We start from the raw sequence: 24,584 nt of genomic DNA on the forward strand, positions 1-24,584 counted from the left end.
TTAAAATTAGAGGTGAAACCATGGCGACAAGGGGAAGAAAACCAAAACCAACAGCTCTAAAGGTTCTTGAAGGAAATCCAGGAAAAAGACCTTTAAATTTAAATGAACCAAAACCTGAAAAGAAAGCTCCAAAATGTCCGTCATGGCTTGAACCAGAAGCTAAAAAAGAATGGAGAAGGATGACAAAGACATTAGAACAAGTAGGTGTACTTACCAAGGTTGATGCAGCTGCTTTTGCTGGATACTGCCAAGCTTATGCAAGGTGGAAGGAAGCAGAAGAATTTTTAACAAAACATGGTACTATTTTTAAAACACCATCAGGATATATTCAACAGGTGCCGCAAGTTTCTATTGCTCAAACCTATCTTAAAATTATGAAGGACTTTTGCTCTGAATTTGGATTAACACCATCATCCCGTACTAGGATTAGAGTAGGTACAGAAACAGGTAAAACTGATGATCCTATGGAAGACATTCTAAGGATGGTGTAAAGATGTTTGATGAAAAGAAAGCTGAAAAAGTAGTAAAGTTCATAAATAATTTAAGGCACACAAAGGGCGTGTGGCATGGAGTTCCATTTGATTTATTACCCTGGCAGGATAAAATTATTAAAGATATATTTGGAAATATTAAAGAAAATGGGTTCAGACAGTATAATACTGCATACGTAGAAATTCCAAAGAAAAATGGGAAAAGTGAAATCGCCGCAGCTATAGCTCTTTATCTTACCTGTGCAGATAATGAATGGGGAGCTGAAGTTTATGGCTGTGCTGCGGACAGGCAGCAGGCATCTATTGTATTTGATGTTGCAGTAGATATGGTGGATCAATGTCCGGCACTTAAGAAAAGAATAAAGCCTGTAATATCTCAAAAGAGATTAGTGTATATGCCTCTTGGAAGCTTTTATCAAGTTTTATCTTCAGAGGCATTTAGTAAACATGGACTTAATGTTCATGGAGTAATTTTTGATGAGTTACATGCACAACCTAATAGAGAATTATATGATGTTATGACAAAGGGCAGTGGTGATGCAAGAATGCAGCCGCTGTTCTTTTTAATTACAACCGCTGGAACAGATAGAAATTCTATATGCTATGAGGTACATCAAAAGGCAGGAGACATTTTAAGAGGTAAGAAAATTGATAAAACTTTTTATCCTGTGATATATGGAATTAAAGATGAAGATGATTGGAGTTTAGAAGAAAATTGGTATAAAGTAAATCCTTCTCTTGGGCATACTATACCTATTGAAAAGGTTAGAGATGCTTTTAATAGTGCAAAGGAAAATCCAGCTGAAGAAAATATATTCAGGCAGCTTAGACTTAATCAATGGGTTAAACAATCTGTAAGATGGATGCCTATGGATGTTTGGAACAAGTGCTCTTTTGAAGTTAATATTGAAAAACTTAAAGGCAGAGAATGTTATGGCGGCTTGGATCTTTCAAGTACAAATGATATTACTGCCTTTGTTTTAGTTTTTCCACAAATAACTGAGGATGATAAATATTATGTTTTACCTTTCTTCTGGATACCGGAAGATAATTTGAAACTTAGAGTAAAAAGAGATCATGTTCCCTATGATGTGTGGAAAAAACAAGGCTTTCTTGAAACTACAGAAGGAAATGTTATTCACTATGGCTTTATTGAAAACTTCATAGATGAACTTGGAACAAAATTTAATATAAAAGAAATAGCCTTTGACCGCTGGGGAGCTGTGCAGATGGTTCAGAACTTAGATGGCTTAGGTTTTACTGTAGTTCCTTTTGGACAAGGATATAAGGATATGAGCCCACCAACAAAAGAACTTATGAAAATAACTCTAGAACAGAAAATAGCTCATGGGGGACATCCTGTATTAAGCTGGATGATGGATAACATATTTGTAAGAACAGATCCAGCAGGAAACATAAAGCCGGATAAAGAAAAGTCCACTGAAAAAATAGATGGAGCTGTTGCTTTAATAATGGCTCTTGATAGGGGAATAAGACATGAATCTAAAGAATCAGTTTATGAAAAAAGAGGAATGAGAAGTTTACTTGATTAGGAAGTGATGTTTTGAAATTTATAGATAGATGTAAGCTTTTTCTTACTTCACAGAATGCATTGTTTGAAGTCCTGAAGAAATATTCTCAGGATTTTTTAGCTGGCGAAGATGTTCCTACAGCAGATAATTCAACCATAGATGCTAATACAGCTATGAGTTTTACAGCAGTTTTTGCTTGTAATAGGGTGCTTTCAGAAACTCTTGCTAGTTGTCCTATATTTTTATATGAGAAAGACAGTAAAGGCAATAGAGTCCAAGTTACAGATGCTCCAGAATATCAGCTAATGCATTATACACCCAATCCAGAAATGACACCGGGGCAGTTTAAGGAAACAGGAATGAGTAATATGAACTTAGGCGGAAACTTTATAGCCCAGAAGGTATTCAATCTCCATGGTGATTTGTTAGAACTCAGACCTATTTTATGGAATAGAGTAAGGATTGATATAGATAAAAATACAGGCAGGCTACTTTACTTTATTGATGGTAAAACTGAGCCAAAAACAAGAGATGAAATATTACATATTCCAGGTTTAACTTTGGATGGTTATATAGGAGTAACACCTCTAACTTATGCGGCATTAACTATTGATATTGGATTATCCCAAGACAAATTTGAAAGAAATTTTTATCTTAACAGGGCATCAACAAGTGGAATATTTCAGTATCCTAATGAGCTGGGAGACGAAGCTTTTAAGAGATTAAAAAAGGACATAAAGAAAAATTATACGGGCCTTTCCAATGCAGGAGTACCAATGATTCTTGAGGGTGGCGGTCAGTTTAAAGAAGTTACTATGAAACTTACTGATGCACAGTTTTTAGAATCCAAGAGATTTAGGATAGAAGATGTATGTAGGATATTTAGGATACCACTTCATTTGGTACAGGATTTAACAAGATCAACCAACAATAACATAGAACACCAGAGCCTAGAGTTTATTGTTTATACAATGCTCCCCTGGTTTAAAAGATGGGAAGAAAATTTGAATTTGCAACTGCTTTCAAATGAATCAAAAATGAAAAATAGATACTTCGAGTTCAAGGTAGATGCACTTTTAAGAGGAGATGCCCAGACTAGAGCTTCAGCTTATGCACAGGGCAGACAGTGGGGATGGCTTAGTGTAAATGATATAAGAAGACTTGAAAATATGGACCCAATTGAAAATGGAGATATATATTTACAGCCTTTAAATATGAGTGAAGCAGATTCTACTGATACACAAAATAAGAACAAAGAGGTGGCAGAGCAAATATATGAAATGATTTCAAAGGGCGGTGAAAAACATGAGTAAAGGTAAGAAGTTCTGGACATTTAATGCAAAAGAAAATAGTAATGAAGGAGAACTGCTTTTATATGGGGATATAAGTGACTCCACTTGGTGGGGAGATGAAGTTACACCTAAAAATTTTAAGGAAGAATTAGATTTACTTGGAGATATTAAAACTTTAAATGTTTATATAAACAGCGGCGGCGGTGATGTGTTTGCAGGACAGGCGATATATTCAATGCTAAAAAGGCATAGTGCAGCAGTTAATGTTTATGTGGATGGACTTGCAGCGAGTATAGCTTCAATAATTGCTATGGCAGGAGATAACGTTAAAATGCCTAAAAATGCAATGATTATGGTTCACAATCCTTGGTCTTTTGCTATGGGGAATGCAAAAGATTTTAGAAAATTAGCTGATGATCTGGATAAAGTAAGAGAAAGCATGATTTCAGTATATGAAGATAAGACTGGAATGGAGAAAGAAAGTATAGTTGAACTGCTGGATGCAGAAACATGGATGACAGCAGAAGAAGCAGTAGAATTTGGCTTTGCAGATGAAATTGAAGAAGAAAAACAAGTAGCAGCTTCGTTAAATAATAGAATATTTGATATTAATGGATTAGAGGTTGATATTACTAGATATAAAAATCTTCAAGTAAGTAAAATTCAATTTAGAGAACCGATGTTGCATGAAAACCAAGCTAACAAACCGAAAGAAAATCATGTTGATATAGAAGAGGTTAAAGAAAAAGACATAAATGATAATAAAATTCCAACAGCTAAGGATGAAAAGCAAGTTCCAATAGATTTATACAAAAAACTAAATGAAATTCATGAGAGGAGATTTAATATATGAGTTTAAAAGAAATATTAAAACAAAAACTTGACTCACAAGCAGCTATAGTACAAGGGGCAATTGATGCAGCAAGAGCAATGAATGAAGAGGAGCAAAAGTTATATGATGATTTAGAGGCAGAAATTAAAAATCTTGAAAAAACAATAGAGGCGGAAGATAAGCTAAAAGAAAGAGAAAAGCTTAATAAGACACCAGTCAATGAACCTATATATGCTAAACCTAAAAACCCTAATGAGAAGAAATGGAAAGGCGGCATAGGAGAATTTCTTCAAGCTGTGGCAAAGGCATCTTCACCTGGGGGAAGAATGGACAACAGGCTTGTATATCAAAATTCAGCTTCCGGTTTAAATGAAAGTGTAAGTTCTGAAGGTGGATTTATGCTGGAAAATGATTTTATACAGGATATGTTTGATGTTATGATGTCCGAAAGTCAGGTTGCAAACAGAATAAGGATGATTCCAATTGGTGCAAATACAAATAGATTAAGAACTCTTGGTATTGATGAAACCAGCAGGGCTAATGGAAGCAGATGGGGCGGTGTTCAAGCTTACTGGATAGCTGAAGCAGAAACTGTTACAAAGTCAAAGCCTAAGTTTAGAGAAATTGATATGGCACTTCAGAAATTACTGGCACTTTGCTATGTTACAGATGATTTGCTCCAGGATGCAACAGCTCTTGAGGCAATAGTAAAACAAGCATATGCTGATGAAATGTCTTTTAAAATTGATGATGCAATAATAAATGGTACAGGTGTTGGTATGCCGCTTGGAATACTTAATTCAGATGCACTTGTATCAGTACCAAAAGAATCAAATCAAGCTGCAGGAACTATAAAGTACGAAAATATACTTAAAATGTGGAGTTCAGTGCCTGCAAGGCTTAGAGCAAATGCCGTGTGGTATATTAATCAAGAAATAGAACCACAGCTTTACACAATGGCACTTAATATAGGAACAGGAGGAGCACCAGTATTTCTACCATCTGGAGGAGCTTCAAGTTCACAGTACAGCACTTTGTTAAATAGACCAATAGTTCCTATAGAGCAGTGTTCTGTGCTTGGTAAAAAAGGAGATATTATACTTGCAGATCCTACGCAGTATATAGGAATAGATAAAAAAGCACCAACAGCAGATGTGTCCATACATGTAAGATTTTTATACGATGAGCAGGTGTTTAGATTTATCTATAAGTTTAATGGTGCTCCTTATAGAAATAAACCAATCACACCTTATAAGGGAGCTAATGCTTTGAGTCCATTTGTTACTTTAGCTGATAGATAGCAATATATTTTAAAATATTGGGATAAGATGGATGTTTCTATTATAATGATGGTAGAGGATTTTTATATAAAAATAGATGGGAGTAGATGAAATGAGATATCCATTTTCTAAAGAACAATATTTAAGCGTTCAAGATAAATTATATGATGCTATGACAGATATATGTAAGGAAGATAAAATTGCTAATGTAGAGTACAAATTAGTAGAGAAAGATTTGTTATATACGCCTAGTGGGGATATTATTATGCATAGAAAATATACAGCTAATGTTCATAATTGGCTTGAAGAAATAGAATGGCTAAAATGTAATATAGTTGAAGAATTATTGTTATGCTTATCATACGATAGGATATGTAATGAATTTGATAGTCCATTAAAAGGTACATTAAGGTATGTGAATAGAGAAAGATATTTAAAACTAATAATTTATGATTTATTTACTTTCAGAGAAAAATTTTCATTTTTAATTTATGAATTATTTAATAGACAAATTAAGATATATGTTGATAAGAAGGTATGTAGTAATAATAGAGTAAAAGTAATAAAAACCCTAAAGAATTTAAAAAACACTGAAGTTAGTTTTAAAAAAATAAGTGCGGGATTAAAAATATTTGATATCTTTAAGGAAAATGTTAGTTGGATTGATGAAAAAGAGTATAAATTAATATGTTCTGTTGTTAATGAATTTGATACTAATGTTCATGTTAAAAATTTGAAAAATATACGAAATGCATTTACGCATAGGAGCAATCCTGGAATTGATTGTTCACCATTAAGAAGTTATGAGTATGATGAAGTTGATCAGGAAACTAAGCAGATGCTTTCATATTTTGATAAAAGTATAGGAATTAAAAACTCAAAGAAATCAAGATATATAGTTAAGTCAAGTAAACCACTTGAGAAAGAAGAAAAATTTGGGGAAATTATACATGATGTCTTAGAAGTATGGAAATTATTTATGAATAGCTTAAAGGAATTACTTGATAATGTATCTATATTAAAAAGTGAGGTAGACAAATTTTACTAGTATGAAAGAGAGGAAAATAAATTATGGCATTAATTGAAAAATATAAATTAATACAAGCATTTGAACCTAAAACAACAAATGCTGCAATAACAAGTAATTATGTAACTTTAAAGAATGCTATTACAGCAACAGTTGTTGTAAATTTAGCTCAAACTGTGGGACATACAACTCAAGTATCTTTATATCAGGCACAGGATATAGAAGGAACTGCTGAAAAGCCTTTAGCAAATGATGTTCCTATACTTGCAAATGAAGATGTTGGGGCAAGTGATACATTAGTAAGGCAAGCAGATGGAGTAAGTTATACTGTAGTAAATACAGCAAAGAATAAGCAGGTAATATTTCACATTGATCCAGCTAAACTTGATATAAATAATGGTTTTACTTGTTTAAATGTGAGACTTGGAGCTAGTTCACAGGCTACAAATTTTGCAAGTGGTGAATTTATATTGGAAAACAAATATGCTGGGGATGAAAAAAATTAGATATTAGTTAATTGAATTTGGGGAGCTGTTTAGGCTCTTTTGTTTTTTGGGGTGATTTTATGGCATTAAAAATTATAACACCACCAGCAGTTGAACCTATAACTTTGGAGGAAGCAAAACAGCATTTAAGAGTAACCGGAAGTGATGATGATATTATTTTACTCAGCATGATCAAGCAGGCTAGAGAATTTTGCGAGGACTTTCAAAATAGAAAGTATATTACTCAAACTTTAGAAATGGTGCGGGATTATTTCCCGGAGGATAATTGTATTTCATTTAAAAACTGTTCACCAGTTCAAAGTGTAGAAAGTGTAAAATACTATGATGCAGGTGGACAGGAGTATATATTTGATTCAAGTAATTATATTGTTGATACAGATAGTTTTGTTAATAGAATTGTACTTGGATACTGTAAATTATGGCCAACAATAGCATTACAAACTGTTAATGCTGTAAGGATTAGATTTATAGCTGGTTTTGGAGATAAAGAAGCAGATATTCCAGAAACAGTTAAATGGGCAATGATTCTTCATATGAGGCTTCTCTATGATGATTATAAGCCTGATGAAAGAACTAAAATTGAAGAAGCAAGAAATTCATTATTAAGTTTGAATAGAGTGATACCAGTATGAGAACGGAAGAATTGAAACACAAAATAATCTTTCAAAAACTTACAGCAACTACAAATGAAAATGGATTTGAAGTTGAGGTATGGGAGGATTATTCAACTGTTTGGGCAGAGGTATCAAATTTGATGGGAAGAGAATATTTTGCAGCTGCAGCTGGGCAGGCAGAGAAAACTGTTAAATTTACTATAAGGTATTTGCAGGGTATAACAGATGATATGAGGATATTATTTGAAGATAAACAGTACAATATAACTTTCATAGATAACATTAAATATAGAAACAAATATATAGAAATAAAAGCTTTGGAGGTTGAGAATAGTGGCTAATATAGAGCTTACGGGTGTTGATGAAATATTAAACAAACTTCAACAGATAGGTGCAAATGTAGGAAGACTTGAAAATAAAGCACTAAAAAATGCAGCAGAACCTGTACTTGAAGATGCAAAGGCAAATGTTCCTGTGAGGACTGGGAAACTTAAAAAAGGTCTTAAGATAACCAATGTAAAAAAGAAAGAGGGAATTAAATACATCCTTGTGGGTGTAGATAAGGGAGACAATTCAGAAATATTTTATGGAAAATTTATTGAGTTTGGAACCAGTAAAAGAGCTGCACATCCTTTCCTGCAACCTGCTTATGAAAAAAATATAGATGATATAAAAGGAATTATAGCTGAAACTCTAAAGGAAGGATTAAAGTGATAAACAAATTAGTAGTAGAAGCTTTAAAACCTCTTAATGTACCTGTTTCATTTCAAAAATATAAAGGGAAAGAAAATACCTATATAACCTTTTTTAATTATTTAGAACAGGGTGAGCAGTATGCTGATAATGAAGAAAAAGCTACGGGATATTATATTCAAATAGATGTATGGAGCAAAAACGATTATACAGAGCTTGTAGAAAAAGTAAAAAATAATATGAAGGCCGCAGGGTTTATGAGAACTTCTGCGGCTGATTTATTTGAGGATGATATTAAAGTATATCATAAGGCAATAAGATTTTTTATTCAGATGGAAGGAGAAATATAAATAATGTCAGAAATAGTAAACAGTGCTCCTATAGGAGTAGAAAATTTAGTTTATGCTGTTTTAACAGATGAAATTACTTCAGTTTATGGTACGCCGGCTTTAATTTCACCAGCAATAAATGTAAAAATAAGTCCAAAGAGCAATTCGGATACGCTGTATGCTGATAATAAAGCTGTAGAAACAGCTACATCATTAGGTGAAATAGATGTTGAAATTGAAACACAGGATTTACCACTTGAAGTACAGGCGGCACTTCTTGGACATACGATTGATTCAACAACTAAAGTTATGTGTTCTGATGTTCAAGATTCAGCACCATATGTTGCTGTAGGCTTTAAAATTAAAAAAGCTAATGCCAAGTATAGATATGTATGGCTTCTTAAAGGCAAATTTAGTGAACCTGAAGAAGAACATTCATCACAGGAAGACAAAACAAAATTTCAGACACCTAAAATTAAAGGTACATTTGTTACAAGAACAGATGGTAAGTGGAAATATACAGCTGACGAAGATAGTGGATTTACAGGTGGAGCCGCATGGTTTGCTAGTGTGTATAAATCAATGATTATACCAGCAGCACCAACTAACCCAGTACAGGATGATACAGCTAATACTTTTGGATGGACTAATGTTAGTGGATATGATAATGCATCAGATTATGAGTACAGTACAGATGGAGGAGCAACATGGTCAGCGGTAACAGAAAATCCACAAAATGTTGGAAATAGTGCTTATGATTTAGGAAAAATACAGGTAAGGGTAAAGGCAGATGCGGAAGCTGGCAGATCACCGGGATTAGTATTAAGTTCAACTTTAGCATATACTGCAGGTTAATTTATCCGATAAGTAAGATTCATTGATAGGGGGGTAAAGTCTATGGAGATAGCATTGAACAATAAGACTTATGTAATGCCTAAAGTTAAAACAAGAATGCTTAGAAAGGCTATTGAAATTAACGAAAATATAGATTTTAGCAATATGAAGACAAAAGATTTAGATGGACTTGTGGATTTTATAGTGGAGCTATATGGTAATAAATTTACCAGAGATGATTTTTATGACGGACTGGATGCAGATAAACTGATAGAAACTCTTAACAGCAGCATAAACGGAATAGTGGGAAACCTAGGAAATAAATTAAATGAATTCCCAAACAAGTAGGCGGAGAAGCAGATGAAAAGCTTTCTCCGCTTGATTTTATAAAGGAGATCTATTCTAAGCTTTTAGAGCAGGAATGGACACTAAATGATGTTGATGAAATGGATATATTTTTTTACTTTGATATCTTAATTTACAGGGCAAATAAGAAATATAAGCAAAACTTAGATGCCATTTTAAATATATTGTAAAGAAGGTGAGAGAGTGGCTGAAGAACTGGGAAGTCTGGCTGTGAAGATAGGACTGGATTCAAGCGGGTTTCAAAATGGCATAAGCAGTATCAACAGAAATCTAAGAGTGCTTGACAGTGAATTTAAGGCAAACACTGCGGCACTTGGAGAAAATGGGAAAGGTCTTGAGGGACTTAAGCTGAAATCAGAAAGTCTATCCAAGCAATTGGAGCTTCAAAAGCAAAAAGTAAGCACTCTTGAAAATGTCTATACCAAAAGTGCTGAAACTAAAGGTAAAGACAGCAAAGCCACCCAAGACCTTGAGATAAAATTAAATAAGGCAAGACAAACCCTGTCACAGATGGAAAATGAACTTTCGAAGACCAATAAACAAATAGAGACCCAGAGCAGCAGGTGGACTTCCTTAAGTAAAAGTTTTGAAAATATAGGGAGTAAAATGAAATCCATAGGTGACGGACTGGCAGGTGCAGGATCTAAACTTTCACTTGCAGTAACCGCCCCCATTGCCGCCGCAGGAGCTGCAAGTGTAAGGCTTGCCTCAGACACAGCGGAGAGCATGAACAAAGTGGAGGTTGCATTTGGAAACGTCAGTCAAAAGGTAAAAGACTGGTCGGATACCACTTTAAAAAGCTACGGCGTAGCAAAGGGGACAGCACTTGATATGTCTGCCCTCTACGGAGATATGGCAACAAGCATGGGATTAAGCCAGGAAGAAGCCGCAAAAATGTCCATGTCTCTTGTTGGACTTGCAGGTGATCTGTCCAGTTTTAAAAATATAGATATAAAACAGGCTGAAGAAGCTTTAAACGGTATATTTACTGGTGAAACAGAGAGTCTGAAAATGCTTGGTATAGTTATGACAGATACGAATCTGCAGCAGTATGCCTATTCAAAAGGCATACAGAAAAAAACACAGGATATGACTGAAGCGGAAAAGGTACAGCTTAGATATAACTATGTCATGGATAAGACAAAAAATTCACATGGAGATTTTGAACGTACCAGTGCAGGTACTGCCAACCAGATGAGAGTATTTCAGGAGAGTTTAAAAGAACTGGGTGCTACAATGGGACAGAATATACTCCCTATAATAACTCCTATAATTGCCAGGTTAAATGAATGGATACAGGCATTTGGAAAACTGGATCAGGGTTCTCAGAGAATAATACTTGTCATAGGGGCAGTGATTGCTGCAATAGGTCCGGCTCTGGTTGGAATAGGAAGTGTGGTAAGAGCTGTAGGGGATATATCTACAGCCATTTCTAAGGTATCAGTTGCCGCAGGCAATTTGAGCGGTATGTCTAAAATACTTGGAATGGTATTTAACCCCTGGGTTATCGGCATAGGACTTGCCATACTTGCAGGTTATGAAATTTATAAGCACTGGGATACCATTAAGCAGGGGGCAAATGATTTATGGCTTAAACTTACAACTATTTTTCAAGGAATCAAAACATCTATTACTAATGCCTGGGAAAATGTAAAAACTGCAACACTAACTGCCTGGGAAAACTTAAAAAGTACTATAAGCAGTGGCCTTAATAGTATAAAGAGCTTTCTAGAGCCAGCTTTAAATTTTTATAAGACCATATTTAAAAATGCCTGGGACATTATAAAAAATGTTGTTTCAGGAGCAGTTCTTATAATCCTTGATATAGTTACCGGAAACTTTACAAAGCTGAAATCTGATACGGAGCATATATGGACAAATATAAAAACGGCTTTAACAAATATATGGGAAACCATAAAAAATACAGCTGTAAATGCCTGGACTAAATTAAAGGAAACTGTAATAAATCTTTGTAGTAACATAAAAGAAACAGCACTTAACATATGGAATTCTATTTTAACTTGGTTTTCAGAACTTCCGGGCAAGCTTTATAATTATGGATCAAGTATGTTCACAAGAATGAAGGATGGAGTAAATAGTACTATAGGAAGTGTAAGAAGTTCCATAGAAAGTGGTATTAATAATGCATTAAATTATCTGGCAAGTTTGCCGGGCAGGGCATGGAGCTATGGAGCAGACTTTGTAAATGGAATTGTAAATGGTATAAGATCTGCTGTAGGCAGAGTTGAAGATGCAGTAAGTGCATTAGCTGCCAAAATAAGAAGCTATCTTCACTTTTCAGTTCCGGACGAAGGCCCTCTTACTGACTACGAAAGCTGGATGCCGGACTTTATGGAAGGTCTTGCTGAAGGGATAAATGAAAGCAGATATCTTGTCTCTGATGCTGTAAGCAGACTGTCGCTTGACATGAAGGTAAGTACCGGGGTGTCAGAAATACCGATATCCCGTAATTATAACAGTAACTCAGAAGAAAACAGGAATATGGGCAGCAGAAACGGACTTACACTGCACATAGAAAACTTTAATAATTATACTGAAAAAGATATAGAGCAGCTTGCATATGAATTAGAGTTTTACAGAAGGAAAATTTCTATGGGAAAGGGAGGAATTTAGAATGCTTAGCTTTAATTTTGGCGGTAGAAACAGTTACGATGATTTTGGAATTTTAATAGCAAAAAGACCAGACCTCCCTTCTCCTAAACGCAGAGTAAATATAATAAATATTCCCGGAAGAAATTCTAATTTAAGGTTTGATGAAAAAACCTATGATGATATAACACTAACGGTTGAGTGTTCAGTAAAGGATACGCAGAATCTTGCAGATAAAATTGATGATATAGCAGTTTGGCTTTTTGAAGCAGGTGAAGGTGATTTGACATTCAGTTTTCAACCAGATAAAAAATATATTGCTCAAGTGGTAAATGCTATTGATTTTAAACAGGTTTATAAATATTTTAGCGAGTTTCCAATAATATTTAACTGCAGGCCTTTTAAATATGCAGTGGAAAACAATATAGTAATCATAAATACTTCATGTGCAAAAGTAACTAATCCGGGAACTATTGAAAGTGAGCCTGTAATAAGTATTTATGGTTCTGGTGATATAGTTTTTAAAATAAATGGACAGCAGATAAGTCTTAAAGGTGTATCTGAAAAAATCATAGTGGATTCAGTTATACAGGACTGCTATGATAATGCCGGAAATAACCTGAACGGAAAGATGACAGGGGAGTTTCCAAAACTGAAACCCGGGGAAAATATAATGGAATGGAGCGGGGATGTTGTTAAAGCTGAACTTCTGCCAAACTGGCGGTGGCTGTAATGATATGTGTTTATGATAAAAAGACTGCCAAAGGGAACTTTGATAATAATGGCCTTGGAATCTTAAGTGAAGCCATAAGCTGTTATATTACTGAAGAACTAAATGGAGATTATTCCTTAGAGCTAGAGTATCCTTCTAATTCTAAAAAATCAAAGTATCTGGTTGAATGGAATATTATCAGGGCAAAGGATCAGCTCTTTAGAATATATAAGGTAGAGAAAAGCAGTGATAGCAAAAATGTAATTAAGGTATGGGCAAAGCATATATTCTATGACCTCTCTTATTATTTTATAGAAAATATGAAAGCCGAAAACTGCAGTGTAAAAACAGCTTTGGAAAAATCTTTAGTAGGAGATTTGATAACCATATATTCTGCAGACAGCGATATTATAATTTCAAACTCCATAAGCGTTACGGAGAAAAATCCTGTGGAAGCCATATTTTCAATAATTGATATATGGGGATGCGGAGAACTTAAAAGAGACAATTTTGATATCAAGATATTAAAAACTATAGGTAGTGATGCAGGAGTTCTCATTGCCCAGGGTAAGAATATAACAGGATTGAAGTTTAATATAGATACAACAAGTGTTGTGACGAAACTCTATCCCTTAGGTAAAAATGGTGTAAAGCTTACTGAAAAATATATAAGCGTGCCTAACTGGAACAGTGACGATTATCCGCCTTTTCCCATAATAAAAAAGGTGGAATTCAAGGATGCAGAAGATGAGGTCACATTAAGGCTGCTGGCACAGGAGGCGGCAGAGGTAATAGGTTTAAGCAGGGTTAACATTGATGTGGATTTTGTTGAACTCAGCAGGACAAAGGAGTATGAAAATTATAAACATCTCCAGACAGTAAGCATAGGAGATCTGGTTATAGTAAGGCACAAAGATTTTGGTATTGATGTGAAAGTACCTGTAATTAAAATAAAGAAGGATGTCTTAACAGGTGTAAATGCTGAAGTTGAACTGGGACAGCCCAAGGACAGCATATTTAACAAGCTTGATACGGCAAATATTAAAACAACCCTGGATGAACTGGGAAATAAGGTGGCCGCATCTTTCAGCTCAATGCTTTATTATGCCAATCCTGTGCCGCTGACTGTAGGTACGTCGCCTGTCGAGCCGGTTTATCTTGGGATAACGGCAGTGGCGGATACAAATCTGTCAATGAATTTCAGCATGTACTGCACAGCAGAAAGTTCATGCACAATAACAATTCAGATTCAGCTGGACAATGAGGATATTGTATTTACACCCAGGCAGAAATTGCAGCAGGGGGATAATGTTATAGGTATGCCTCTTGGAATACCTCAGGTTCAGCAGGGAGCACATTATATAGCGGTGTTTTTAAAGGTGGATACAAGTACAGTAAATATACCAATGTTCAATCTTCAGTGTATGATTGACGGAAGAAATCTCCAGGGTGGATTAAGTGCCCAACACCCGCATGCAGAATGTCTTGAGAGTCAGAAACTTGTGAATATAAACAGCTTGTATTTAAGCAAAGTAAAAAGTAAATGTATAAAAACAGAAATGCAAATACCTGTTATTTCTACATTGAGTGTTTACAAAACAGCAGATATATCAGCAATTACTAGTGGAAAGCAGATGAGTACAAATCATGACATTTCAATTAAAAAGTATGGGGATATTCTGTATTTTACCCAACAGTACAAGTACAGATATTCAATAGATGAAAATGTATTAATACTGGATAGTGATGGACTTTATTTCAGAACAGTTTATGAAGAAGTGGCAGCTGATGAAACAATAGACTCAGGTAAAATGTACAGCTTTGAACTTCTGGACAGCGGTAATTTTAAAGGAATTGAAAAACTGGAGGTGAAATAATTGGGCATATACACTGCAGCTGTGATTTCTCCAAAGGGAAACAGCGGCATGACTTTGTTGAGTTCTCATAATGATGACAGCACAGTTAGTTTCCCGGACATTGGTTTCGATTTTTTCTATAATGGAACAAACTGCAGAACTGCAATCAGCATAAGCGGAAATTCCTGGGTTGGTTTCACCGGTGCAGCTGAACAGCTTAAAATAAACAGGAGAGATGCCGGGGCAGATAATATCTACTATGCAAAAGAAACAGTGAACGGCAGACCAACATTCAGAATCAGGTGGGAAGGACATCAGAGCTACAGCAGCTGGGGCATTCTTGATCTTGTGTGGGAACTTATACTGTTTGATGACAGTGCCATGGTGCTTGTCATTGATAAAATACCTAATACAGGTACTAACTCCTTTGCAAATCCTGTGCTTGGGACTACTGCTTTAACTCTTGAAAACAGTAAATCCTATGCTTTTATCCCCGGGCAGGAACAGGGAAAAGCATATACTGTCAAGGAAGGTTCCTATATTCAAACCGATATAAAATATCTTATAGCTGACGGAAGTGATATCAAGCACTGGGATAGTGTAAGCGAAAGCTATGTCAAAGTTTCAGAACTTCCGCTGACAGCAGAGAAATTTCAAACCTATGGCGATGATGTCTGCCGCAAAGAAAGAACAGGACTTGTATATTCATCTCCGGTCTTAAAAATATGGTCGCCTTCAGAAGAACTGCCTGCGCCAAAAATAATCCAGACAATTGTTCCTAAACCTGTAATAGTAAGAATGCTGGAGGATATTTCATTTAGTGAAGCCTATATACAGGATATCACAAATGTTGTATTGACTGTTGACAGCACGGGCAGTGGAATTATAGCTTTTATAGTGAGTACAGACAGTGGAGTTTCGTGGAAAGTATGGGACGGAAGTTCGTGGATACTGGTGGATATAACAAATATGCAGGATGTAAAATCAAAAGGAATGTCTGCTGCAGTTCTTCAGGGAATTAGTGAAGCACAGTGGACATCTCTTGGACTTTCAGATAAGAGGATAAGATTTGCCTGGTATATGGAAGTTAGTTCAAGTACGGATATTTTAAAATTAAAAGAATTGAGGATTAATTATAGTCTTCTGTAGTAGAAGACATATAGCGCCTACTATGATGAATGTAAAGAATGGCTAATGTAATATTAGAAAGTCAAAATATTTACTTTTTATGAATATAATGATGTGAAAATATGATAAAATGTTAATAATGGTTATGCTAAGGACATAAAAAATAGACTTAATTGCATGGATCGTGTAAAGATGTAAACGCAATTATTTACACTAAATCGAACATATGTTACTATAAATAATAGAATAACTGATGTAGTTTATTTTTCAAAAATCTAAATTTCATGAAAAGGGATATATTCAAATTAAAATTATTAAATTTAAACATAATAGAACAAAAGAACAAATTAGGTGGTTTATTGTTGTGTTACATGAAATGAAATTAAGATCCGAAGAGTTTAGTAGCGTAAAATATAATAATAAGATAATGGAAGTTCGGCTTAATGATGAGAAAAGAAGAAAAATTAATGTGGGAGATAAAATAATATTTTATAGGCTTCCAGAACTAACTGAGTCAGTCTTGGTAAAGGTTAAAAGAATATATAAATTTTTAACTTTCAAAGAATTATATGATAGGTTTCCTTCTTCATATTTTGGATATGGTAATTTAGATATATATCAAATATTAAATAAAATCTATAGTATATATTCACCAAGACAGGAAAAAGAAAAGGGGGTAGTTGCAATAATGTTTCAAGTCGAAAAATATAAATAATATGTTAAAATAGTATTATTTATGATAATGGGGGAAGAAGATATGGACGTTATTGAGAGAAAAAAGTTTAGTGAAATTAATTTAGAAGATGATTTCTTTAATAGTTTGAAGGATGATTATCCTGGTTTTGACATATGGTTTAATAAAAAATCCAAAAAAGATGAGAGTGCGTTTATTTTAGATGACAATGGTATTCAGGGCTTTTTATATTTAAAAGAAGAGAATGATGATGATACTTCGATTATACCGAATTTAAGAAAGCAGAGAAGATTGAAAGTTGGAACGTTTAAAATTAATGCACATGGTACTAAGCTCGGTGAAAGATTTATAAAAATAATAATTGATGAAATGTTCAAGAAAAGTTATAAAGAAGCATATGTTACGATTTTTAAAAAACATGATTCTTTAATAAGTCTATTATTAAAATATGGATTTGAACATTATGGAATTAAGAATAGTAAGGCGGGCATTGAAGACGTATATTTTAAGTATTCACAAAAAGTATATGAAGATATTTTTTTAGATTATCCAAAAATTAATATTAAAAATAATAAAAAATTTATGCTATCGATATTCCCAAAATATCATACTAGAATGTTTCCAAACTCTCAACTTAAAACCGAGAAAGATCATGTTGTAGAAGATACGGCATTTACAAATAGTATACAAAAAATATATCTTTCTGGTGCTAATCTAAGTGCGTATGAGAAAGGTGATATAATAGTTATTTATAGAACAGCTGATAAAGGGAAAAAAGCAGAGTATTCCTCTGTAGCTACTTCTATATGTGTTATTAATCAAATTAAACATATAAGTGAATTTAAAGATTACAATGAGTTCTATAAATATTGTGCTAAACATAGTGTTTTTGATGAGAGTGAATTAAAATGTTTTTGGAAGACTAAAAAGTATAAGTATTTAGTAAAGATGTTATATAGTATAGCTTTAAATAAAAGGATTATTAGACGAAAATTAATAGAAGAGGTTGGAATAGATAGAGAACAACGCTGGGTAGCGGTACAATTAAGTGATAAAAAATTTCAAAAAATATTAGAATTAGGTGAGGTAGATGAAAGTTTTATTATCGATTAAGCCACAATATGCGGAAAAAATTTTTATGGGAGAAAAAAAGTATGAGTATAGAAGAAACTTATTTAAAAGGGAAGGTATAAAAACAATTGTAGTATATGCTACAAAACCAGTAGGTAAAGTTATAGGTGAATTTGAAATTGATGATATATTAAGAGGAAATCCAAATTCGATATGGGAACAAACTAAGCTGTATTCCGGAATCGATGAGAATTCGTACATGAAATATTTTTCAAAAAGAGAAAATGGATTTGCGATTGCAATAAAAAAAACTAAAGTATATAAAAAACCATTAGAATTAGAAGAATTAAATCCAAAGATAAAATATCCGCCACAATCATTTATGTACCTTTAGATGGGGAGGGCTTTGATTAATGAATAGTGATTTTGATAAAAAGGTTATTTTTGTTGGAGGTATACATGGTGTTGGAAAAACTACTTTATGCGAGGAAATATCTAAAAAGATATCATTAAAACATTATTCGGCAAGTGAATTAATATCAAATTTAAAATCTGAAAATATAACAAAAAATAAAGAAGTTAGCAATGTGAGAGAAAATCAAAATATTTTGCTTGAATCTGTTGACAGATATCTTAATAATGAAGAATACTATTTATTAGATGGACATTTTTGCTTATTAAATCGTGATGAAAATATAGTTGAGGTTCCTTTTAATACATTTAGGTTATTAGGATTAAAGGCTATAATAGTTTTGGTAGATCACGAATCACAAATATTAAAAAGGTTAGTTGATAGAGATGCAAAAAGTTACTCTATTGATTTTATGAAAGAATTTCAGAAAAAAGAGATATATTATGCAAAAGAGGTTGCTATACGCATTGGAGTTAGATATAAAGTTATTAATAAAACATCTGATGTTAATGAGACATTAGAATTTATTACCAGTATTATAAATAAGTAGGTAAGTGATTTGAAGATGTAAAATGAATGTCTTTTATAACTAGTTCTTAGGGAAACAGTGTAATATGTAAGTTTTCTATTGTAGTTAATGAAAAAATAATAAATCTGGAAGATATAAGAACCAAGTATATTTGTTAATTTATAAGGGATTTTTATTGACAATCTACAAATTTATTAGGATACCGTATTATTCATAGTTGAATCTTACGGTATTTTTATATTTAAAATATCAGAGAGGGGGAATTCTATGCCATATAAGCAAAGCTTGGCATACAGCAAAGACCTAATAAAAGGTACTAAAATAGAAGTATTGAAGAAAAAACTGATACTGCCTTTCACAGGAACGGCTACAGTAAAGCTGTATGATTCACTTACTGGAAAACAGACATATGAAGCTGAAAGTGAAAACAGGATATCCGCCGTATTTGGCAATATAGCTTATATTGATGGCTTCTATTATCCTATGCTGGATAATAATCAGGATAATCTGCTCACCCGAATATATACAACTTATCCGTTCAGGATAATGGTTCTTACTACGGGAGATATCGCAGAAGATCCTTATGATTATTTCACCTGGGGAAATATTATAGGTTATGCTGACAGCATATATAAGTACAGCAGCAGTGACAGCTTAAAGGGTAATGTAAATAATGTTGAAACAACAAGAAATGAAAACACAAAACATTATGTTATGGATTTTCCAACAAATGCAGCCAACGGAACTTTTAAAAGCATATACTGGACCGGCGGAGCAGGAGTTGGAAGCAGTGCTCAAAGTCCGAAGATAAATTCACTGTATACCAAGAGAACTTTAGAAGCAGGCAGCAGTGGAAACTACCTTCCTGACCATAATCTGTGTACAGATGAAACAAATCTTTATGCATTGAAGATTAACTCAGTAACACTATATGTATATGACAAGATTACAGGTGACAAGAAAAGTGATATAACTCTCCCTGCAGCTGCTAAAGCTATAGCGTATGACGGTACAAATTTCTGGATACTTATAAGTGACGGTTCTTTTAAAAAGCTGGATAAAAATTTTACTGTAGTAGAATCATATCCTAAAAGTGCTGCAATTCCAGGTGAACTTGTATCAGGTGTGCATTATTATGATATAGCAGTAAATGCTGCCAATGTGTATATAACGTACAATGGCTGCACGGATTCCTCAGGTTCAAGTTCCAAATATAAAAGCTGTATAGCAAAATATAATAAAGATGGAACTTTTTCAAGCAAAGCTGAAATATACACAGGAAGTTCAGGCAATATTATTTTAACTAAAATACCCAATAATAAATTTTGGGTAATGATAAATTATGGCACTTGTCTTCAGCTTAACAGCGATATGAGCATTTACGGCACTTCAAATTTTACATCTACTGATTACGATAGTATTGCATGGGATGAAGATACATCAACCTTGTTTACAGCTGGCGATAGTAATTATGGAGAGTTAAAGCAGCAGTATATCGTTCCGGCTTCAGCACATACACTACTTCCGGAGGCAATAACCAAAACCCCGACAAATACTATGAAAATACAATATGATTTTACCTGTGACTATGTATATCCGCTGGATATGTCGCAGCATTAATAACATGTGGAGGAGATAAAGTGAAAAATTTAATTAATAGTTTTCAATTAATATTTGCGGTCATTGGAGCATATACCGGGTGGTTTCTGGGAGGCTTCGATGGCTTTTTGTATGCACTGGTTACTTTTGTGGCAGTTGATTATATAACAGGACTTATGTCAGCAGTTCTTGAGAAAAAGCTTTCAAGTGAAATTGGCTTCAGGGGAATATTTAAAAAGATACTTATATTTGTACTCGTGGGAATAGGAAATATAATAGACGTGCATTTGGTTAAAAACGGTAGTGCAATACGCACTGCTGTTATTTTTTTCTACATTTCCAATGAAGGTATCAGTATAATGGAAAATTCAGCTAAGGTTGGACTTCCTGTACCTGAAAAACTGAAGAATATTTTAGAACAGATAAATGAGAGGAGAGATAAATAATGGCAAGATTATGTTTTGATTATGGACACGGCGGTTCGGACAGCGGTGCCTGCTATAAAGGCAGAAAAGAAAGTGCTGATGTATTGAGTATAGGAAAAGCTATAGCGGCGGAAGTCAGAAAATACGGAATAACTGTTGATGAAACAAGAATTTCAGATGTCACAGTGAGTCTTGGAGCGAGGAGCAGTTTTGAAAACAGAAGTACTTATGATTATTTCATATCTTTTCACAGGAATGCATACCAGCCTGAAAAAGCCAGAGGAGTGGAAACTTATACCTATCTAAACGCAGGAACAAAGGCTAAAGCACTGGCACAAAGCATACAGACCTTCCTTGCAGCTTTAGGTTTTATAAACAGGGGAGTTAAAACTGCGAACTTCCATGTTCTCAGGGAGACCAAGGCACCTGCTGTTTTAATTGAGGTTGGCTTTATTGACAATAGTGTAGATAATAATCTGTTTGATGTAAAGAGAAATGAAATAATAAGGGTGATAGCCAAAGCTATATTATCCCAGCTAGGAATCAGTTATACAGAAAAAATACCGGCAAAGACTTCAATGCCTCCAAAGCAGATATCCACTGGAAAAACTGCTTATAGAGTTATGGCAGGTTCTTTTTCATCAAGACAAAATGCCGAAGTTCAACTAAAGAAACTTAAGACCGCCGGCTTTGATGCTGTGATTATGACATTCAGTAAATAGTCCTTTTACATTCATATGACTTGACTTCTATCAGGTTCAGAGTGATGTATAGTAATACAAATTTGACAGAAAGGAGTGGAAGCCTGTGAGAGTCAGAATTATACAGCCTGTAAAGGAAGTAAATAAAAAGAAACGGGTTTGCGCCTATGCAAGGGTGTCAACAGGAAGTGAAAAACAAGGTGAATCCCTGGAAAACCAGATAACTTACTATAAAAAGCTTATATCAGATAATCCGAATTATGAGTATGCAGGTATATTTGCTGACAGGGGCATTACGGGAACTGTTGATAAAAGACCGGAGTTTCAGAAAATGATGGAACTCTGCAGGGAAGGAAAAATTGATTTAATCATAACAAAATCCATTTCGAGATTTGCACGAAATACGGTGATAACGCTGCAGATAGCGAGAGAGTTAAAAAACATGGATGTTGAAATCAGGTTTGAAAAAGAAAATATAAATACTTTATCAGGGGATGGAGAGCTGAAGCTTGCCATCCTCTCTTCTTTTGCCCAGGAGGAAAGCAAAAATGTAAGTGACAATTTAAAATGGAGAGTCAGGAAAAAGTTTCAGCAGGGAGAACTTATTATAAATACAGCAAGGTTCCTGGGATACGATAAAAATGAGTATGGAGAGTTAGTTATAAATCTGAAAGAGGCAGAAATAGTAAAGAGGATTTTCAGTGAGTACTTAAGTGGCAGTGGAAGTTTTACTATAGCAAAAGGACTCAATAGAGATAGTATTCCCACCGTAGGAAATAAAAAATGGCACGACAACACCGTGCGTGAGATATTGAAAAATGAGAAATATAAGGGAGATGCCATTTTACAGAAATATTGCATTTTAGACCATCTGAAAAAGAAAAAAATAAGAAATAACGGAGAAGTTGACAGTTACTACATTGAAGATAACCATTCTCCCATAATTTCAAGAGATGTGTGGGAGAAAGTTCAGAAGGAAATAAGAATAAGAGCTGAAGCCAAGGGTAATTTTAAGGGAGACAAATATAAAAGAAGATATGCTCTGACAGGGAAGATGTACTGCAGTAAATGCGGGGCTGTTTTAAGGAGAAGAACCTGGAACAGTAAATTCAGCTGCAGAAAAATAGTATGGCAGTGCAGTAATTATATTGAAAATGGAAAGAATGCCTGCCGGGGAACTGTAATCGATGACGAAACAGCGGTCAGGCTTAATATAAAAGAAGAAATTGTTGTGAGGGAGGAATTTATAGATGGCAAGAAACATTACAGTTATTCCTGCAAGAACAAGCAGAAGCAATTCATCACAGAATACAAAGCCCCAGAAAAAGAAAATGGCAGCTTACTGCAGAGTGTCTACAGACCAATTAGAACAGTTATCAAGCTATGAAGCACAGGTTAATTATTATACTGCATTTATAAATGGCCATCCTGACTATGAACTTGCCGGTATTTATGCTGATGAGGGAATTACGGGAACTAATACTAAAAAGAGAGAACAGTTTAATAAAATGATTGAGGACTGCAGAACCGGTAAAATAGATATGATAATTACAAAATCCATATCAAGATTTGCAAGAAATACTCTGGATACACTGAATTATGTAAGACAGCTTAAAGACCTTGGAATCGGAGTCATATTTGAAAAGGAAAATATAAACACTCTGGATTCAAAAGGAGAAGTGCTGCTTACCATATTAAGTTCACTTGCTCAGGATGAGTCAAGAAATATTTCAGAAAACAGTACATGGGGAATAAGAAGAAGGTTTGAGCAGGGAAAACTTCATATAAATCATAAAAAGTTTTTAGGCTATGACAAAGATAAAAATGGAAATCTTATAATAAATGAAAAACAGGCTAAAACTGTAAGAAGAATATACAGAGAATTTCTTGACGGAAAAGGGATAAACAGTATAGCTAGGGATCTTGAGAAGGATAAGGTTCCTAAATGGAACGGAACTTTCAAATGGTATGAAAGCACCATAAGAAAAATGTTAGGCAATGAAAAGTATAAAGGAGATGCACTTCTTCAGAAAACTTACACAGTTGATTTTCTCACAAAGAAAAGGGCAGAGAATAAAGGGCAGGTTCCAAAGTACTATGTGGAAGAAAACCATCCTGCAATAATAGACAAGGAGATGTGGGAGGCAGTACAGCTTGAAATAGAGAGAAGGAGAGCATTTGCTGAAAAATATAATCTGAAAAAATCTAATTATGCGACAACGGATAATCCCTTTGCAGCCAAGATTATATGTGGAAAATGTGGTAGTTACTTTGGAAGAAAGACCTGGCGTTCCACTAAGGAAACACCTAGAGTAAAGGTCTGGATATGCAGCAGTAGATATAGAATAAAAGGTAAAAAGGGGTGTGACAACAAACATATATATGAAAGGGTTTTGTATCAGGCTTTTATAAATACCTTTAATGCTATGATTGAAAATAGGGATTACTTCATGCAAAAGTGGAAAGAGCATTTGAAAAGTGAGAATGCTTTAGTGAGGTATAAGGCAGGGCAGTTTATAAAAATCATAGGAGATGCAGAGCCTATAAAAAAATTTGATATGAACTTGTTTTGTAAGATAACAGAGAAGATGACGGTGTTTGAAGGAAAGGAGATTATAGTAAGCTTGCTTGATGGGACTGAGGTAGAGGTTGTAATTGAATAAGGTATTTTAAAGAGCCAGTTAAGATGAAGTATCATCTTAATTGGCTTTTTTTGTCCAAAAGAAAACCACCTGCTGTGCAGGTGAGTTCAGAAAAGCTTAAGCGGTGAACAAAAAACCTCACTTTGATAAAATAGAAATGGTCTCGTCAGCCAAATCTATAATTCAAAGGAGGTTTGTGCCCTAAATGGACAACAACAGTTTAGCACATACTAAATGGAGATGTAAATATCATGTAGTATTTGCACCAAAGTATAGAAGAAAAGAAATATATGGAGAAAGAAAAAAAGAGATAGGAAAAATATTAAGGGAATTATGTAATTGGAAGGGAGTAGAAATAATAGAAGCAAATGCATGTGAAGATCATATACATATGCTTTTATCAATACCA

At 34.2% G+C, this 24,584-nt stretch carries 27 protein-coding genes; all 27 read left to right on the forward strand.

What is annotated here, in order from left to right; translation table 11 throughout:
* Nucleotides 1–20: 20 nt before the first annotated feature.
* Nucleotides 21–491, forward strand: coding sequence for a phage terminase small subunit P27 family (locus J418_RS0104480; protein ID WP_017894896.1), 471 nt, complete (start codon nt 21–23; stop codon nt 489–491).
* Nucleotides 492–493: 2 nt separating this feature from the next.
* Nucleotides 494–2,044, forward strand: coding sequence for a terminase large subunit (locus J418_RS0104485; RefSeq protein WP_017894897.1), 1,551 nt, complete (start codon nt 494–496; stop codon nt 2,042–2,044).
* An 11-nt stretch (nt 2,045–2,055) separates the two neighbouring features.
* Entirely contained in the window at nt 2,056–3,336 is a 1,281-nt protein-coding gene (locus J418_RS0104490; RefSeq protein WP_017894898.1) for a phage portal protein, read from the forward strand.
* On the forward strand, nt 3,329–4,168 hold the full coding sequence (locus tag J418_RS0104495; RefSeq protein ID WP_017894899.1) for a head maturation protease, ClpP-related: 840 nt from the start codon (nt 3,329–3,331) through the stop codon (nt 4,166–4,168). Before J418_RS0104490 ends, J418_RS0104495 begins: the two co-directional genes overlap by 8 nt.
* Nucleotides 4,165–5,448 carry a phage major capsid protein gene (locus tag J418_RS0104500; RefSeq protein WP_017894900.1) on the forward strand — a complete coding sequence of 428 codons (1,284 nt, stop codon included), beginning with the start codon at nt 4,165–4,167 and terminating at the stop codon, nt 5,446–5,448. Before J418_RS0104495 ends, J418_RS0104500 begins: the two co-directional genes overlap by 4 nt.
* 91 nt (nt 5,449–5,539) lie before the next feature.
* Nucleotides 5,540–6,475 carry a hypothetical protein gene (locus tag J418_RS0104505; protein WP_017894901.1) on the forward strand — a complete coding sequence of 312 codons (936 nt, stop codon included), beginning with the start codon at nt 5,540–5,542 and terminating at the stop codon, nt 6,473–6,475.
* A gap of 23 nt (nt 6,476–6,498) precedes the next feature.
* A complete protein-coding gene (locus J418_RS0104510; RefSeq protein WP_017894902.1) occupies nt 6,499–6,960 on the forward strand; it encodes a hypothetical protein in 462 nt (153 codons plus the stop codon).
* 59 nt (nt 6,961–7,019) lie between these two features.
* The gene (locus J418_RS0104515; protein WP_017894903.1) at nt 7,020–7,592 is read left to right on the forward strand and encodes a head-tail connector protein; all 573 of its coding nucleotides are present in this window, start codon (nt 7,020–7,022) and stop codon (nt 7,590–7,592) included.
* Nucleotides 7,589–7,915, forward strand: a complete 327-nt coding sequence (locus J418_RS0104520; RefSeq protein ID WP_017894904.1) for a phage head closure protein — start codon at nt 7,589–7,591, stop codon at nt 7,913–7,915. Before J418_RS0104515 ends, J418_RS0104520 begins: the two co-directional genes overlap by 4 nt.
* A complete protein-coding gene (locus J418_RS0104525; protein WP_017894905.1) occupies nt 7,908–8,288 on the forward strand; it encodes an HK97-gp10 family putative phage morphogenesis protein in 381 nt (126 codons plus the stop codon). Before J418_RS0104520 ends, J418_RS0104525 begins: the two co-directional genes overlap by 8 nt.
* Entirely contained in the window at nt 8,285–8,617 is a 333-nt protein-coding gene (locus J418_RS0104530; protein ID WP_017894906.1) for a hypothetical protein, read from the forward strand. The genes J418_RS0104525 and J418_RS0104530 overlap by 4 nt, the downstream gene beginning before the upstream one ends.
* 3 nt (nt 8,618–8,620) lie before the next feature.
* Nucleotides 8,621–9,451 (forward strand): major tail protein, encoded by an 831-nt coding sequence (locus J418_RS0104535; RefSeq protein WP_017894907.1) that lies wholly within the window; start codon nt 8,621–8,623, stop codon nt 9,449–9,451.
* A 42-nt stretch (nt 9,452–9,493) separates the two neighbouring features.
* Entirely contained in the window at nt 9,494–9,778 is a 285-nt protein-coding gene (gene gpG / locus J418_RS0104540; RefSeq protein WP_017894908.1) for a phage tail assembly chaperone G, read from the forward strand.
* 201 nt (nt 9,779–9,979) lie between these two features.
* Nucleotides 9,980–12,430 carry a phage tail tape measure protein gene (locus J418_RS16765; protein WP_017894909.1) on the forward strand — a complete coding sequence of 817 codons (2,451 nt, stop codon included), beginning with the start codon at nt 9,980–9,982 and terminating at the stop codon, nt 12,428–12,430.
* 1 nt (nt 12,431) lies between these two features.
* A complete protein-coding gene (locus J418_RS0104550) occupies nt 12,432–13,139 on the forward strand; it encodes a distal tail protein Dit (protein ID WP_017894910.1) in 708 nt (235 codons plus the stop codon).
* A complete protein-coding gene (locus J418_RS0104555) occupies nt 13,139–14,995 on the forward strand; it encodes a phage tail spike protein (protein WP_017894911.1) in 1,857 nt (618 codons plus the stop codon). The genes J418_RS0104550 and J418_RS0104555 overlap by 1 nt, the downstream gene beginning before the upstream one ends.
* Complete coding sequence (locus tag J418_RS0104560) at nt 14,996–16,123, forward strand: hypothetical protein (protein WP_017894912.1); 1,128 nt, start codon at nt 14,996–14,998, stop codon at nt 16,121–16,123.
* Between the two features lie 343 nt (nt 16,124–16,466).
* The gene (locus tag J418_RS0104565) at nt 16,467–16,817 is read left to right on the forward strand and encodes an ASCH domain-containing protein (protein WP_017894913.1); all 351 of its coding nucleotides are present in this window, start codon (nt 16,467–16,469) and stop codon (nt 16,815–16,817) included.
* Nucleotides 16,818–16,859: 42 nt separating this feature from the next.
* A complete protein-coding gene (locus tag J418_RS0104570; RefSeq protein ID WP_017894914.1) occupies nt 16,860–17,909 on the forward strand; it encodes a hypothetical protein in 1,050 nt (349 codons plus the stop codon).
* On the forward strand, nt 17,887–18,261 hold the full coding sequence (locus tag J418_RS0104575) for an ASCH domain-containing protein (RefSeq protein ID WP_017894915.1): 375 nt from the start codon (nt 17,887–17,889) through the stop codon (nt 18,259–18,261). The genes J418_RS0104570 and J418_RS0104575 overlap by 23 nt, the downstream gene beginning before the upstream one ends.
* A 19-nt stretch (nt 18,262–18,280) precedes the next feature.
* A complete protein-coding gene (locus J418_RS0104580; protein WP_017894916.1) occupies nt 18,281–18,829 on the forward strand; it encodes an ATP-binding protein in 549 nt (182 codons plus the stop codon).
* 246 nt (nt 18,830–19,075) lie between these two features.
* Nucleotides 19,076–20,428 carry a hypothetical protein gene (locus J418_RS0104585; RefSeq protein WP_017894917.1) on the forward strand — a complete coding sequence of 451 codons (1,353 nt, stop codon included), beginning with the start codon at nt 19,076–19,078 and terminating at the stop codon, nt 20,426–20,428.
* Nucleotides 20,429–20,448: 20 nt separating this feature from the next.
* Nucleotides 20,449–20,853 (forward strand): phage holin family protein, encoded by a 405-nt coding sequence (locus J418_RS0104590; RefSeq protein ID WP_017894918.1) that lies wholly within the window; start codon nt 20,449–20,451, stop codon nt 20,851–20,853.
* Nucleotides 20,853–21,554, forward strand: a complete 702-nt coding sequence (locus J418_RS0104595) for an N-acetylmuramoyl-L-alanine amidase (protein ID WP_017894919.1) — start codon at nt 20,853–20,855, stop codon at nt 21,552–21,554. The genes J418_RS0104590 and J418_RS0104595 overlap by 1 nt, the downstream gene beginning before the upstream one ends.
* A gap of 85 nt (nt 21,555–21,639) precedes the next feature.
* Entirely contained in the window at nt 21,640–22,920 is a 1,281-nt protein-coding gene (locus tag J418_RS15435; protein WP_017894920.1) for a recombinase family protein, read from the forward strand.
* Nucleotides 22,865–24,196, forward strand: a complete 1,332-nt coding sequence (locus J418_RS0104605) for a recombinase family protein (RefSeq protein WP_145915630.1) — start codon at nt 22,865–22,867, stop codon at nt 24,194–24,196. The genes J418_RS15435 and J418_RS0104605 overlap by 56 nt, the downstream gene beginning before the upstream one ends.
* A 184-nt stretch (nt 24,197–24,380) precedes the next feature.
* A partial coding sequence (gene tnpA, locus J418_RS0104610) for an IS200/IS605 family transposase (protein WP_017894922.1) occupies nt 24,381–24,584 on the forward strand: 204 nt, incomplete at its 3' end.

Source organism: Clostridium tyrobutyricum DSM 2637 = ATCC 25755 = JCM 11008 (assembly GCF_000359585.1).
Lineage (GTDB): Bacteria > Bacillota > Clostridia > Clostridiales > Clostridiaceae > Clostridium_B > Clostridium_B tyrobutyricum.

Bases quoted from the DNA above. Each gene is read 5' to 3' on its own strand.
- J418_RS0104550 (WP_017894910.1), top strand. From the start codon at position 12,432: ATGCTTAGCTTTAATTTTGGCGGTAGAAACAGTTACGATGATTTTGGA.
- J418_RS0104495 (WP_017894899.1), top strand. From the start codon at position 3,329: ATGAGTAAAGGTAAGAAGTTCTGGACATTTAATGCAAAAGAAAATAGT.
- J418_RS0104595 (WP_017894919.1), top strand. From the start codon at position 20,853: ATGGCAAGATTATGTTTTGATTATGGACACGGCGGTTCGGACAGCGGT.
- J418_RS0104505 (WP_017894901.1), top strand. From the start codon at position 5,540: ATGAGATATCCATTTTCTAAAGAACAATATTTAAGCGTTCAAGATAAA.
- J418_RS0104485 (WP_017894897.1), top strand. From the start codon at position 494: ATGTTTGATGAAAAGAAAGCTGAAAAAGTAGTAAAGTTCATAAATAAT.
- J418_RS0104510 (WP_017894902.1), top strand. From the start codon at position 6,499: ATGGCATTAATTGAAAAATATAAATTAATACAAGCATTTGAACCTAAA.
- J418_RS0104580 (WP_017894916.1), top strand. From the start codon at position 18,281: ATGAATAGTGATTTTGATAAAAAGGTTATTTTTGTTGGAGGTATACAT.
- J418_RS0104520 (WP_017894904.1), top strand. From the start codon at position 7,589: ATGAGAACGGAAGAATTGAAACACAAAATAATCTTTCAAAAACTTACA.
- gpG (WP_017894908.1), top strand. From the start codon at position 9,494: ATGGAGATAGCATTGAACAATAAGACTTATGTAATGCCTAAAGTTAAA.
- J418_RS0104605 (WP_145915630.1), top strand. From the start codon at position 22,865: ATGGCAGCTTACTGCAGAGTGTCTACAGACCAATTAGAACAGTTATCA.
- J418_RS0104480 (WP_017894896.1), top strand. From the start codon at position 21: ATGGCGACAAGGGGAAGAAAACCAAAACCAACAGCTCTAAAGGTTCTT.
- J418_RS0104535 (WP_017894907.1), top strand. From the start codon at position 8,621: ATGTCAGAAATAGTAAACAGTGCTCCTATAGGAGTAGAAAATTTAGTT.
- J418_RS0104555 (WP_017894911.1), top strand. From the start codon at position 13,139: ATGATATGTGTTTATGATAAAAAGACTGCCAAAGGGAACTTTGATAAT.
- J418_RS0104570 (WP_017894914.1), top strand. From the start codon at position 16,860: ATGGACGTTATTGAGAGAAAAAAGTTTAGTGAAATTAATTTAGAAGAT.
- J418_RS0104515 (WP_017894903.1), top strand. From the start codon at position 7,020: ATGGCATTAAAAATTATAACACCACCAGCAGTTGAACCTATAACTTTG.
- J418_RS0104585 (WP_017894917.1), top strand. From the start codon at position 19,076: ATGCCATATAAGCAAAGCTTGGCATACAGCAAAGACCTAATAAAAGGT.
- J418_RS0104500 (WP_017894900.1), top strand. From the start codon at position 4,165: ATGAGTTTAAAAGAAATATTAAAACAAAAACTTGACTCACAAGCAGCT.
- J418_RS0104575 (WP_017894915.1), top strand. From the start codon at position 17,887: ATGAAAGTTTTATTATCGATTAAGCCACAATATGCGGAAAAAATTTTT.